Source organism: Streptomyces sp. NPDC101234 (genome assembly GCF_044767525.1).
Lineage (GTDB): Bacteria > Actinomycetota > Actinomycetes > Streptomycetales > Streptomycetaceae > Streptomyces > Streptomyces sasae.
On sequence record NZ_JBIWOA010000033.1, the window covers coordinates 1 to 13,342 of the forward strand.

Here is a 13,342-nt window from a genome sequence, read left to right on the forward strand (position 1 = left end):
ATCTTCAGCGGGTCGGGTGCGGTGGGGTGCGGCACGGTGAAACCCGACGTGAGCGCGGTGACGAGGTTGGTGAGAATCGGGTTGTCGCCGGCCAGTGCGGCAGCCTGGTCGAAGTAGGTCTGCGAAGTCGTGCCGCTGCTGCTCGTGCTTGAGGGAGTGCTCGAAGGGGTGCTCGACGCACTGCTGGAGGCACTGTTCGAGGGCCTGCTCGAAGGCCTGGACGTCGCGGCCCCGGCGGCACCTCCCGGAATCAGCGTTGCCGCGCCGGCGGTGAGCGCCGCGGCGGTGCCGACCTGCCAGAAGCGGCGGCGTGTGAGGGCCCCGTGCTCGGTGGGGACGGCCGGGTGGATGCGGTCGGCTTGCGGCTCGTTCATGTGTGCGGCTCCTTGCCGGTGGATGAGTCCTGGATTTCCTCGGGCGGTGACGATGGCCTGCCCGTCGCGCTGCTCGGGTAGCGATGGCGAAAGAACCGGCGGGGACGGCCGGCGGCCGGTCAGCCGGTGTGGCTGGGTGCGGTCCGGTCGACCCTGCGGCGCAGTGCGCCGCACAGCGGCGCGCCGTCGGAGTGTGTGTGCTCCTGGTTCGTTCCAAGGCATCGTCGGAGATGAGGCGCTGCCCTCGGTGTGCAGGAGCATGAGGCTGAGGCCACTTGCGGGCCAATATCGACGGCGACAGCGAATGAGTTCCGGCGGTGTCTGATCCGACATTGCGTCAGTTACCGCTGCTGGAGCGGGGAATGAGGGTCCGTCGTACGAGGAGTGTCGGTGACGGCAGACGGAGCGACGGTTCGCAGAGGTGAGGCGGTCCGGGGTTCCGAGCGGCGATGCATGCCTTCGACGGGGTGGAACGCCGGGAATCGGGCTCAGCCGACCCTGGGTCCGGCTGGGCCAGGTACGCGCGACGGAAGTGAGTTTTCCGGGTCAAGACTGGATATGTGCCGCCCGGCATTCCTCAAGTGCCAGGGCCGCACATCTCCCCCAGCGGGCCGGCCATGCCGACCGTTCGATCGCGCCGACGCGCATCCCCCGGGGGAATCCGCTGCCACCCCTTCAGACTGGTGAGAACCTCATGACCGACTCCACTGCTCAGCGCAACCTCGACAACACGCTGCTGCTGCTCCAGGACGCGATGCCGAACGGCGACTTCGACCTGATCCGCTCGCTGGTCACCCCGGACGCCCCCATCCGCCGGGCCGGCTTCGCCGACCTGTACGCGCTCACCGGGGACGCGATTCCGCAGGGCGGCAACTTCGTGGAGTGGCTGGAGACGGGCTGGAAGGTGCTGTCCGGTGTCCTGACCGACCAGACGGCGCAGGCCCGTGACATCGTGGCCTCCGGCAACACCGTCATGCTCCAGTTCCACATGAGCGCCCTGCACACCGGTACGTTCGCCGGCGCCCCGGCCACGGGCAAGCGGGTGGAGTGGGACGAGATCGGCGTGCTGCATTTCGACGACGACGGCAAGATCACCGACCTGTGGTTCATGTGCCAGGAACTGGGCCTGGCAGAGCAGCTCGGCTACAGGACGCGGCTCGGCTGAGCCACCGCACCTTCCTGCCCCGGCCTCGTGGTGGTTCCCCTGGTGAACTCCGCGGGGCCGCAGGGGGGAGCCCCTCAGGAACTGCTGAAGGTTCATGACCTGCCGGGGGATGAAGTCGGGGACACCGCTCACTGGGGACGTGTCACGGTGCCGGGCCGAGCGGCGTGTGCCGCGCCGTCACCCCGGGTGGCGTCGGGAGCGCTCCAGCTGGCCAGCAGGGCGAGCGCCTGTGCGGAGGGAGAGCCCGGTTCGGCGGTGTACACACAGACGGTCTGGTCCGGGTCGGCCGGGAGGGACAACGTCTCGTGGTTCAGGGTGAGTTCGCCGACCACGGGGTGGTGGAAGTGCTGGACGCCGTGGGCACACTGGGCCACCCGGTGGCTATCCCACCAGGCGGAGAACTCGGGGACCTTGACGACAGCCTCGCCGATCAGCTCGTTGAGCAGGGCGTCGTCGGGGTGGCGTCCGGCTTCCAGGCGCAGGTTGGCGACGGTGATCTCCGCGACCTCGTCCCAATTCCGGTACAACTCGCGAGCCGCCGGATCGAGCAGGACGTAGCGGGCGAAGCTGCGCTCCCGGTACGGCCGGGCGTCCCAGTCCGTGATCAGAGCGCGCGCCAGCTGGTTGGCGGCCAGCACCTCGCCGCGGTGGTTGGCGACGAAGGCCGGCGACACGCTGTTGAAGATGTCCAGCATCTGATGGACCTCGGGGCGCACCCGCTGCACCCGGTCGGGACCACGGCGCCGCGGACCGGTGGAGCGGGGCCGGGCGAGATCGAAGAGGTGGCCGCGTTCGTCGTCGTCCAGACGCAGAGCACGGGCCACGGCCTCCAGGACGGCCTCGGAGACGTTCGGGTGGCGGCCCTGTTCGAGGCGGGTGTAGTAGTCCGTGCTCACTCCGGCCAGCTGCGCGACCTCCTCACGGCGCAGGCCTGGCACCCGGCGGGCACCGATCCCCGGGTGCAGTCCCGCTTCGGCGGGGCTCAGCCGGGCCCGGCTGGTGCGCAGGAAGTCTGCCAGTTCAGCGTTCTGCTCCATTTCTCCAGTATTCGCACGGGGCGGCTGGGCCGCCCGGTCCAGGGTGGCCCAGCCGGACCCAGGCTCGGCTGGGCCATTCTTCCCGGCCGATCCGTTCTCCGGAGGCGTGAACCTGGAGAAACACGGCCGCTCGGCGGGCCCAGTCGGTCCCGGCAGGCCGTCCCCCCCCCGCCTCAGAAGCGCCCCGCTCCACCCGGTGCCGACGAGCCCGCAGCTGTCTCCCGGTGACCGGGCCGCAGCCTTCCAGCAGCACAGACCCCACTCCCGAAGGAGACATCGCCATGTCCCGGACCATCGCCTTCATCGGCAGCGGCAACATCGGCCGCTCCCTCGCCCGTCTTGCCGTCGACGCCGGACACGACGTCGTCCTGAGCAACTCGCGCGGACCGGAGACCCTCGCCGACACCGTCGCCGAACTCGGCGACCACGCCCGCGCCGCCGCCGCGGCCGAGGCCGCCCGGGCCGGCGACCTCGTCGTGGTCTCCCTGCCCTTCCACGCCTACGACCAGCTCCCGGCCGACGCCCTGACAGGCAGGAGCGTCATCGACACGATGCACTACTTCCCGCAGCGCGACGGCCGCATCGACGATCTGGACGAGCGGCGCGCCACCAGCAGCGAACTGCTCCAGCACCACCTGTCCGGCTCCCACGTCGTCAAGACGCTCGGCACCATGGACTTCCTCCGCCTCCACAGTTCGGCCCGCCCCACCGGCCACCCCGAGCGCAGTGCCCTGCCCGTCACCGGCGACGACCCCGCGGCCAAGGCCGACGTCGCACGGTTCATGGACGCCATCGGCTACGACGCCGTGGACGTGGGCTCGCTCGCCGACAGCTGGCGCCACGAGGCCGGCACCCCCGTCAACGTCCTCCCCTACGTCGGCGAGCCGCCCCGGGGCATGAACCACGAGCAGGCGGAGGACTGGATGTTCAACGGGCCGTCCGCCGTCGTCACCGCCGACCGTGTCAGGGAACTCACCGACCGGGCCGCCCGCACCGGCCGCGTCGGCCTGTTCCTGGAGGATCTCTTCCCGGTCGGCCGCTGAACCTGCCCGCCGGCACCGGGCCCACCACGCGCGCGGCCCTGATACTCGACCGCTCAGTCACCATCAACGGCCTGACGCCACGCGCGCCACACCGTCGCGAGCGCCGGCCCGATCATCACCGACGCGGCCGTCGTCACCGGCCGAGGCATGGGGGGACAGGTGTCTGGAACTCGTCAAGGTCTGGCGGCTGAGCCGTCCCCGACGGCGGGCCCCGGCATCCATGCCCCTAAGGTGGACGTATCAACTATATTGAGGCTGTCGAGTGTCACCTGAGACAGGTGTGCAGCCCGAGGGGAGAAGTCCGGCGATGCGGAATCTGACCGTGGCCCAGCAGTTGGTGGACGTCCTGCGCCAGGCGGGCGTGGAGCGGATCTACGGCGTGGTGGGTGACAGCCTGAACTCGGTGGTCGACGCGGTGCGCCGTACCGACGGCATCGAGTGGGTGCATGTACGGAACGAGGAGGCCGCCGCCTTCGCCGCGGCAGCGGAGGCGCAGCTGACCGGCAGGCTCGCGGTGTGTGCCGGAAGCTGCGGCCCCGGAAACACGCATCTGATCCAGGGGCTGTACGACGCGCACCGCTCCGGTGCGCCCGTGCTGGCACTCGCCTCGCACATCCCGTCCCACCAGATCGGCACCGGGTTCTTCCAGGAGACCCACCCGGAACGGCTGTTCACCGAGTGCAGCGACTACTGCGAGATGATCAGCACCCCCGAGCAGATGCCCCGGGTGCTGCGGATCGCCATGCAGCGGGCTCTCGGCAACAATGCGGTGTCGGTCCTGGTGATACCGGGCGATGTCGCGCACGACGAGGCGATCCACCCGACGGGAAGCAGCGACCTGGTCACCGAGCGCGGCCGGGTCGTCGCGCCGGACACGCAGGTCCGGGCGCTGGCCGAGAAGCTGAACGCGGCACGGAAGGTCATGCTGTTCTGCGGTGCCGGGGTGCGGGACGCGCACGCCGAGGTCATGGCGCTCGCCGAGAAGGCCGCCGCTCCCGTCGGGCACACCCTGCGGGGCAAGGAGTGGATCCAGTTCGACAACCCGTACGACGTGGGCATGAGCGGTCTGCTGGGCTACGGCGCCTGCTTCGACGCGATGCACGAGGCCGACCTGGTCGTCCTGCTCGGCACCGACTTCCCGTACAACGACTTCCTGCCGCAGGCGCGGACCGTGCAGATCGACCACGATGCGGGCCGCCTCGGCCGTCGTACCGTGCTGGAACTCGGTGTTCACGGTGATGTGCGGGAGACGCTGCGGGCCGTGCTGCCGTCGGTCGAGGCCAAGCGGGACCGTGCCTATCTGGACCGGATGCTGCACAAGCATGCCAGGTCGCTGGAGACGGTGGTCTCCGCCTACACCCACGACGTCGAGCGGCACACCCCGATCCACCCCGAGTACGCGGCTTCGGTGCTGGATGAACTCGCCGCCGACGACGCGGTGTTCACCGTGGACACCGGCATGTCCAACGTCTGGGCGGCGCGCTATCTGACCCCCAACGGGCGGCGCCGGGTGATCGGTTCGTTCCTGCACGGCACGATGGCCAACGCGCTGCCGCACGCCATCGGCGCGCAGTTCGCCTACGCCGGCCGTCAGGTGATCTCGATGTCGGGTGACGGTGGACTGGGCATGCTGATGGGCGAGTTGCTCACGGTGAAGCTGCACGATCTGCCGGTGAAGACGATCGTCTTCAACAACTCCTCCCTGGGCATGGTGAAGTTGGAGATGCTGGTCGAGGGGCTGCCCGAGCACGAGACCGACCACGAGCCGGTGGACTACGCGGCGATCGCCCGCGGCGCGGGTATCGAGGCGATCCGCATCGAGCGCCCCGGGGATGTCGTCGAGGGTCTCAAGCGGGCGCTCGCCCACGACGGACCATTCCTGGTCGATCTGGTGACCGACCCCAACGCGCTGTCGATCCCGCCGCACATCTCGGCCGCCCAGGTCAGGGGATTCGCCTTCGCCGCCGGCCGGACCGTGCTCGACGGGGGCGTCGGCAGGATGCTCGACCTGGCCCGCGCCAACCTGCGGAACATCCCCCGCCCCTGAGATCGCCTTCGGCCTCGTCGAGGTCCCCGGTGGGAGGGACGCCGGTGGTCGCGTTCTCCTGTGACGATTACTTTGGGATTCACCTGAGGGGACGTGCGCCGTCCTGAGCCTCAGGTGATGCGACTCGCCTCGCTCCCGCCCCGAGGACCGCCCGTGAAACCGACCCAGCCGCCCCCGCCGTTCCCCGCCGACGAGGCGCGTCGCCCGCCGGTGCGGGGCCGGCTGGAGGAACGCGCCGTGCTCGGCACGGGGTTCGATGCGCTGGCCCGGGGCCGCGGCGGGGTCCTCTGCGTGGAGGGACCGCCCGGCAGCGGTAAGACCCGGCTCCTCTCGGAGGCGTGTTCGGCGGCCGGGCGCCGGGCGTTCAAGGTGTTCAGGGGCGGCGCGGACCCCGACAGCCAGTTCGTGCCGCTGGCCCCGCTGCTGGAGGGCACACAGGCCGACGGGAAACCGCTCTTCGACACGGTCGGACTGCGTGCCCTGGCCACCGCACCCGAGCAGCGCTTCTGGCTGCTGCAGGAACTACAGGACCAGCTGGAGCGGGCGGCTCTCGACTGCCCCCTGGTCATGGTTCTGGACGATGTCCAGTGGTGTGACGACCTGACCCTCCTCGCCCTGCGCACGCTCTCGTCCCGGCTGTCGGCCCACGCCATTCTGTGGCTGGTGGCGGTACGGGGCGGGAGCAGCACTCCGGAGGTGCTCACCACACTGGACCGGTTGGAGCGGGACGGCGCACTCCGGGTCAGCCTCGGTCCGCTCTCCGATGCCGCCGTCAGCGAGATCACCCAGGACGTGCTCGGTGCCCCTCCGGACAGCGCGACACTGGACGTCGTCCGGCGGGCGGAGGGTGTTCCCCTGCTCCTGGTGGAGCTGCTGCACGGCATGACGGCCGAGGGCAGGGTGGTCGTCAAGGACGGTGTGGCCCGCCTGGTCGGCCGCCGCCTGCCGGCCCGGTTCCAGACCTCAATCCGGCAGCGCCTCTGCAGCCTCTCCGAGCCCACCAGGGATGTCGTCCGGGCGGCTTCCGCGATCGGGCACACCGTCACCGTCGAGCTTCTCGCCGGACTCCTCGACCGGCCGGTCGGCGCGCTGGTCGCGCCGGTGCAGGAGGCCCTCGACTCCGACCTCTTCACCGAACGGGAGGGACGGCTGGTCTTCCGGCACGACCTCATCCGCGAAGCCGTGGCGGACAGCCTTCCGGAGTCCGTACGAAAGGCCCTGCGGCGCCATGCGGCAGAGATCGTTCTGGCCCGTGGCGCATCGCTGAGCGAGGCGGCCGCCTTGGTGATGGACAGCGCGGAACCCGGCGACCAGGCAGCCGTGCAGCTGCTGCGGGCCGCCGCCGCGGAGCTGTCGGAGACCGCTCCTTCGGCCGCCGGAGAACTGAGCCGTCAGGCACTGGACCTGACCGCCGCCCAAGCGCCGGAGCGGTCGACGATCACCGCCGAGACGATGGTGCTCCTCTGGCGGGCCGGACGCGCCACACAGGCGCGCGCACTCGGCGCCACGGCCCTGCCCGGCACCCTGCCCTGCGAGGCCGAGGCACGGGTGCGTCTCAGCCTCGCACGTGTGTCGAGCCAGTACGACTTCACCGAGGGAGCGCGCCAAGCCGGCATCGGAGCAGCTTTGCCGGGGATCCCGGAGTGCCTGCGTGCTCACCTACTGGCCCTGTACTGCCTCGATCTGGGGCTGGTGGGGGACTTCGGAGCCACGGCCCTGGCGGCTGTCGACGAGGCGCTGCGGTCCGCGCGGCAGGCGGGGGACAGGGACGCGTTGGCCACCGCCATGACGGCCCACTCGGTCGTGCTCTACTACCAGTGCGACTGGGCACGGGCGTTCCAGCGGGCGGACGAGGCCGAGGAGATCGCTTCCGGGCCCGGATTCTCGCGCTCCCTCTGGGTGCCCGAGGCGCTGTGGAAAGCGTTCATGCTCAACGCGGCAGGGCGTACGGCGGAGGCACTCGCCGAGTCCGAGACCGGCATCCGGGACACCCAGCGGCAGGGCCAGGCGGCCGCCATGCGTCTGTGGCTCATGAACCGCTCCCGCGTCCTGCTGGACGCCGGCCGGCTGTCCGACGCGCGAGCGGAGGCGGAAGCGGGCACCGCCATGGCCGACGAACTGGGCATGGGCAACTTCGCCGACGCGACCCTCCTGTACACGCTGCTCCGGGTCGCCCTGCACACCGGCGACCGCGACGCGGCGAAGGCCTGCGCGGCCGAGGTCGGACGGATGGTCGGCGATCCGGCCATACTCGTCCGCAACGCCGGGTCCTGGCTGCTGGCGCTCATGGCCGATGCGCAGGGCCGCCCGGACGAGGCCATGGCGCTGCTCGACGAGTCGTTCACCACGTTCGAGCAGGTGGGCCCCTCGCTGGCGAGTCCCGACGACCCGGCCGATCTTCCCGTCTTCGTGCGTATGGCGCTGCGCGCGGGTGCCCATGACCGTGCCGCCGCCGCGGTCGCCCTCGCCGAGCACCGGGCCGCCCGCAACCCCGGGTTCCCGATCCTCGCCGCGGCGGCGGCCCACGCCCGGGGCCTGCTCGACAACGACACCGCACACCTGCTGTACGCCGTGGACCTGTACGACGGGATCGAACGGCTCCTGCCGCACGCCTCGGCCCTGGAGGACGCCGGGCGGAAACTGGCCGTGGCCCATCCCACGGACGCCGTGCCCGTCCTCGGCACGGCCCTCGACCGCTACATCGAGGCGGACGCCGAGCACGACGCCGCCCGGGTCCGCCGCCGGCTACGGGTGCTGGGCGCGCCTCGTCGCCGTACGACCTCCACCGGGACCGGGACCGCGTGGCCGGAACTGACGGCGTCGGAGGTCGCCGTGGTGCGACTGGTGGCGCAGGGCATGACCAACCGGCAGGTCGCCGAACACCTCGCGAACTCGCCGCACACCGTCAGTTCCCACCTGCGGCACGCCTTCCTCAAACTCGGCCTGACCTCGCGTACCGAACTGGCCCGGCTGGCGCGCGAGCGCGAACACACGGAGTAACCGCTTCATATCCCACATCCGTCGGTGGAACCGGCGGGAAGACGTGCGATGTGCCGATTTGCCCGGTAATGCGAGGCTCATCCATGTAAGGCCATGGATGGAGGGGTGAAATGCGAAAGTCAATTCACTCGGTCGTGTACGAAACGATGGCACAAGTGAAGGTCAGGGGGGAGCCCGCGGTTTCCCTTCTGGCGGAGCTGCGCTACAGAACCACCGATCCCTATGCTGTCTGCCTTTCCCTCGGGGCGCCCCTCGCGACTCCGGTCGACTGGCTCTTCGCCCGCAGTCTGCTCACGGAGGGGCTGTGTCTGTCGGTCGGCACGGGGGACGTGCTGGTGATCCCCCGGCGCCCCGGACACCCGGACCTCGTACGCATCGTGCTCCGGTCGCGGGCCCAGGAGGCGGTCGTCGACATCGACACCTCCGTGGTGAGCGCGTTCCTACTGCGGACCCTCGCACTGGTGCCCGAGGGTGAGGAGGGCCTGCATGTCGACCTGGACCGTGCTGTCGCCGAGCTTCTGGAAGATGCCGAATGAATTCCGAAACGTTCCGGCCTTTCCCGTACCACCCGTATACGAAGAAACCTCTCTGCTCGGAGATGCGATGCAGCTCGTGACACATGCACCCACACGTTCGTACGATCTCGGTCACCTGAGGATCTATGTTCTGCATTCCGACGGCCGGTCCGCCCCGGCGCCCCCGTGGGTATCGGACCCGGACGCCGGTGATGCCCTGTACGCGGCGATACACGGGCACGGTTCGGTCGCCGCGATCCACGGTCGGCAGGAGACCTGCGGGCACGCGGGTGACATCGTCTTCTGCCACCCGCGGCGGTCGGAATTCACCCGCTGCGGTCACCCATGCGCCATGACGGTCCTCCGCGTGCCCCGGCGCAGCCTGGGCATCGCCGAATCAGACCTGCGCCGTATCCACGGAGTGCGTCTGGCCTGTGCGGAGAGTGCGCGGGCGCGGGTGGCCCACTTCCTCACCGCGCTCGTCTCGGAGGCGGAGTGCCGTCGGACCCGGATCGGTGACCGGCTCGCCCGCAGCGCTGTGGACCTGCTGGCCGTACTGGTCACGGAGTGGGCACTGGAGCGACGGGCGGAGGCGGAGAACGCGGGGGCGTAGCCGCCGACGCGACCGCGGTTGTCCCAAGCCGGTCGGGCGCGGGGATGGGGCCCCTGGACGTGGACATCCGTCCGCCGACCGACTCGGATCGGGCGATCAGGCCGCGTGCTCCGCCGACTCCACGGCGGCGGCCCGTGCGCCGAGTACGACCCTTCCGCGCTCCGACTCCGGAAAGCGGAGGAGCATCGCACGCAGTTCCTCGGCGCCGACGTTGGCACCGAACGGCTCGGTGCCCGGTTCCAGTCGTACCCCGTCGGCCAGGGGGCCGGCGATGACGGGGTCGAAGCCGACCGCGTCGACCATGCCCGCGACGGTGGTGAGGTCGTTCGGATCGTCACCGGCGATCGCGATCGCCTTGCGTCCGGGTGTTCCAGGGCGCTGGGCCCCGTCCTCCAGATCGTGGTAGCCCATGTGGTTGAACGCCTTGACCACCCGTGAATCCGCCAGGTACTCCTGCACGATCTCGCTGGAGGAGGTCAGCGGGTCGGTCAGGTCCTCGCGGATGCCGTCGACTTCCCACCAGTAGTTCATGGCGTCGATCACGAGCTTGCCGCGCAACGCGTCCAGGGGAAGAGCGCGGTACTTGCCGAGCGGAAGCGCCAGGACGACGACGTCCGCCGCCGCGGCGGCCTGAGCCGCGGTGACCGCGGCCGCGCCGGGCGTGAGGACCTCGACGGTGAGCGCGATCTTGGCGGGGTCGCCCGAGCCCGCGATGAGCACCCGGTAACCGGCGGCCAGGGCCAGCCGCCCCAGCGCCGTGCCGACCTTGCCCGCGCCCAGGATGCCTACGGTGTTCACGGCCGTGGTGGGCATGTCTTCTTCTCCGTTCACGGTGTCAGCCCGCGAGGATCTCGCGGACCATCGGGAGCACCTTGGTGCCGTACAGCTCGACGGCGCGCAGGCGGGCGCTGACCGACTGGTTGCCGTAGATGAGGTCGAAGCGGCCGACGCCGAGTGCCTTGATCGCGCGGGCCGTCTTGCGGGCGACCGTCTCCGGAGACCCGACGTAGAGGGAGCCGTGCTCGATCTCCGAGTCGTACTCCTCCTTGCGCAGCGGCGGCCAGCCCCGCAGCGCGCCGATGCGGTCCCGGACGACCTTGTAGCGCGGCCAGTGCAGTTCCCGGGCCTGCTCGTCCGTGTCGGCGACGAAGCCGGGGGAGTGCATGCCGACCGGGTGGGCGGTCGTGCCGAACTGGTCGGTGGCGCGCCGGTAGAGGTCGATGAAGGGCGCGAAGCGTTCCGGGCTGCCGCCGATGATGGCGATCATCAGCGGGAAGCCGTAGTGCGCGGTGCGGATGACCGACTGCGGAGAACCGCCGACGCCCACCCAGGTGCTCAGGTGGCCGGACTCGGTCTTGGGGAAGACGTCGGCGTTCTCCAGCGGAGCCCGTTTGCTGCCGGTCCAGGTGACGGGCTTCTCCTCCAGCAGCTTGGCGAAAAGCTCGATCTTCTCCTCGAACAGGACGTCGTAGTCGGCGAGGTCGTAGCCGAAGAGGGGGAACGACTCGGTGAAGGAGCCGCGTCCGAGGATGACCTCGGCCCGGCCGTTGGACAGTGCGTCCACGGTCGCGAACCGCTGGAACACGCGGACCGGATCGTCGGAGCTGAGGACGGTCACGCCGGAGCTCAGGCGGATCCGGCTGGTGCGCGTGGCGATCCCGGCCAGCACGGTCTCCGGGGTGGTGATCGCGAACTCGGGGCGGTGGTGTTCGCCGAGCGCGATGACGTCCACGCCGGTCTCCTCCGCGAGTACGGCCTCCTGGACCACCTGGCGGATGGCCTCCGCGTAGGACACGGGGGTGCCGGAGTCGTCATCCGGAACGTCTCCGAATGTGTCCAGACCGAAGACGAGATCAGACATGGTGGGCTCCTGCGCAGGGCCGATTGTTGAGGTGTCAATCATCCTGCATTTGGTTGCTATGTCAACTAATAGGTGCTGGTGCTTCGGGGGAGGGGGGAGGGAATCCCCCGACCGCTCTACTCCGTCAACAGGACGATCTTGCCGGTCACGTGGCCGGCCCGGCTCTCCTCCAGTGCGGCGGCCGCCTGCGTGAGGCCATAGGTGCGCGCGATCGCCACGCGCAGTCGGCCGTCCTGGATCAGGCCCAGGATGTCGCTCAGGGCGCGAACACCCTGCCCGGCCGCGCCGCCCGCATGGATCTGGATGCCGGTCCCGGCGGCGTCGAAGGCCACCAGTGTGAGAACCCGCTCCGGGCCTCCCGCCAGCTCGATCGAGTCCGGGATCTCACCGCGGCCGGACGCGTCGACGACGGCGTCGACGCCGTCGGGGGCGATGGCGCGGACCCGCTCCACCAGCCCGGGCATGTAGGTGACCGGCAGAGCACCGAGATCGCGCAGCAGCCCATGGTTGCGCTCGCCGGCCGTGCCGATGACGCGGGCACCGCGGGCAACGGCCAGTTGGACCGCGAAGGTGCCGACGCCGCCGGCGGCCGCATGGATCAGTACGGTCTCGCCTTCGGTGACCTTCAGCCGCTCCAGGACCGCCCATGCGGTGCCGCCCGCGCCGGCGAGGGCGCCCGCCACCTGCCACGGCACCGTGCTGGGCCTGGCGACCAGCGCGGCGGGATCGGCCAGGGCGAACTGGGCGTAGGAGGGGGTGAGCGAGGTGCCGAGCACCTCGTCGCCGACCTCGGTCCCGGTCACACCCTCGCCGACGGCGTCGACCACGCCGGCCACGTCGGACCCGAGACCGGAGGGGAGGACGAGGGGGATCTGCTCGCGCATCGCTCCTTGGAGGATCTTCCAGTCGACGGGATTGACGCCGGCCGCGCGCACGGCCAGCCGTACCTGACCCGGCCCGGGAGCCGGGGGCGTCACGTCGACGACACGCAGTTGTTCCGTGCTGCCGTACTCGGAGAACTGCACTGCAAGGGACATCTCCTGGCTCCGTACTTCTTCAGCGGATGTGCGGGGTTCGATGCTAGCAAGAAGATGACGCATCAACCATATGGTGATCCTAGGGTCGCTCGACGGCGCCCATGGCGAATGTCTCGTGCTCGCCCGGCTGTTGTCTCGTGTTCGCCCGGCTGCGCGAGGCGCCGGATCGTACGCGGCGGCGGTGAGCCACCCGTGGTTCCCGCGGGAGGTTCTTCTCAGGCCGCGCCGTGCAGAAGCCGGGACAGTTCGGCGTCCACGTCCAGACCCTCGGCCTCCTGTCCGGACGGTACCGATTCATATGTCCGTCCGAGCCACTGGGCGATCGCCCGGAGCGGAGCGGCGAGTTGGGCCCTCCCGTGCGGGGAGGACAGGGTCAGGCCGAGCTCGGCATCGGGGCCGGACCCGGTCGGCCGAAGGCGTACGTCGCCGCGCCCGGTGGGCCGGCGGAGCCCTTTCGCCAGCATGTCGCGGTCCAGAACCCAGCGGACCTGATGGTCGGCGCCGGTGTAGAAGACGAAGACTGCGGCAAAGGGGTCCTCGGCGCTGTAGTGCAGAAGAGTCGGCACGGGGAGACGTTCGCCGGACGGGAGCACCAGCTCCATGTGCAGCATCTGATCTATTGCATGGTCGGGCATGGCTCGGATCGCTTC

Annotated in this window: 11 protein-coding genes and 1 pseudogene; 6 read left to right on the top strand and 6 right to left on the bottom strand. The window is 70.4% G+C overall.

Annotated elements, in window-relative coordinates; genetic code table 11:
• Positions 1-374, bottom strand: a pseudogene (locus ACIRR9_RS42035) (hypothetical protein); the annotation flags it as partial.
• Between the two features lie 694 nt (positions 375-1,068).
• Between ACIRR9_RS42035 and ACIRR9_RS42040 the strand changes: the two are divergent.
• Entirely contained in the window at positions 1,069-1,539 is a 471-nt protein-coding gene (locus tag ACIRR9_RS42040) for an ester cyclase (protein ID WP_403763761.1), read from the top strand.
• 128 nt (positions 1,540-1,667) lie between these two features.
• Here ACIRR9_RS42040 and ACIRR9_RS42045 read toward each other — a convergent pair whose 3' ends face one another.
• Positions 1,668-2,576, bottom strand: a complete 909-nt coding sequence (locus ACIRR9_RS42045; protein ID WP_403763764.1) for a helix-turn-helix transcriptional regulator — start codon at positions 2,574-2,576, stop codon at positions 1,668-1,670.
• A gap of 281 nt (positions 2,577-2,857) precedes the next feature.
• Here ACIRR9_RS42045 and ACIRR9_RS42050 point away from each other — a divergent pair, with 281 nt between their 5' ends.
• From ACIRR9_RS42050 to ACIRR9_RS42070, 5 genes are all read left to right on the top strand, one after another.
• Positions 2,858-3,619: an NADPH-dependent F420 reductase gene (locus ACIRR9_RS42050; protein ID WP_403763767.1), complete on the top strand. Its 762-nt coding sequence runs from the start codon at positions 2,858-2,860 to the stop codon at positions 3,617-3,619.
• Positions 3,620-3,926: 307 nt separating this feature from the next.
• Positions 3,927-5,666: a pyruvate dehydrogenase gene (locus ACIRR9_RS42055; protein ID WP_403763770.1), complete on the top strand. Its 1,740-nt coding sequence runs from the start codon at positions 3,927-3,929 to the stop codon at positions 5,664-5,666.
• Between the two features lie 153 nt (positions 5,667-5,819).
• Entirely contained in the window at positions 5,820-8,666 is a 2,847-nt protein-coding gene (locus ACIRR9_RS42060) for an ATP-binding protein (RefSeq protein WP_403763773.1), read from the top strand.
• Positions 8,667-8,812: 146 nt separating this feature from the next.
• Positions 8,813-9,202 carry an SsgA family sporulation/cell division regulator gene (locus tag ACIRR9_RS42065; protein WP_403763776.1) on the top strand — a complete coding sequence of 130 codons (390 nt, stop codon included), beginning with the start codon at positions 8,813-8,815 and terminating at the stop codon, positions 9,200-9,202.
• A 67-nt stretch (positions 9,203-9,269) separates the two neighbouring features.
• On the top strand, positions 9,270-9,794 hold the full coding sequence (locus ACIRR9_RS42070; RefSeq protein ID WP_403763779.1) for a hypothetical protein: 525 nt from the start codon (positions 9,270-9,272) through the stop codon (positions 9,792-9,794).
• A gap of 96 nt (positions 9,795-9,890) precedes the next feature.
• Here the strand turns inward: ACIRR9_RS42070 and ACIRR9_RS42075 are convergent, their stop codons facing one another.
• From ACIRR9_RS42075 to ACIRR9_RS42090, 4 genes are all read right to left on the bottom strand, one after another.
• Complete coding sequence (locus ACIRR9_RS42075) at positions 9,891-10,607, bottom strand: NADPH-dependent F420 reductase (protein ID WP_403763782.1); 717 nt, start codon at positions 10,605-10,607, stop codon at positions 9,891-9,893.
• Positions 10,608-10,629: 22 nt separating this feature from the next.
• Complete coding sequence (locus ACIRR9_RS42080; RefSeq protein ID WP_403763784.1) at positions 10,630-11,655, bottom strand: LLM class flavin-dependent oxidoreductase; 1,026 nt, start codon at positions 11,653-11,655, stop codon at positions 10,630-10,632.
• A gap of 116 nt (positions 11,656-11,771) precedes the next feature.
• Complete coding sequence (locus ACIRR9_RS42085) at positions 11,772-12,692, bottom strand: NADP-dependent oxidoreductase (RefSeq protein WP_403763786.1); 921 nt, start codon at positions 12,690-12,692, stop codon at positions 11,772-11,774.
• 215 nt (positions 12,693-12,907) lie between these two features.
• Positions 12,908-13,303: an SsgA family sporulation/cell division regulator gene (locus ACIRR9_RS42090; RefSeq protein ID WP_403763788.1), complete on the bottom strand. Its 396-nt coding sequence runs from the start codon at positions 13,301-13,303 to the stop codon at positions 12,908-12,910.
• Between the last annotated feature and the right edge of the window lie 39 nt (positions 13,304-13,342).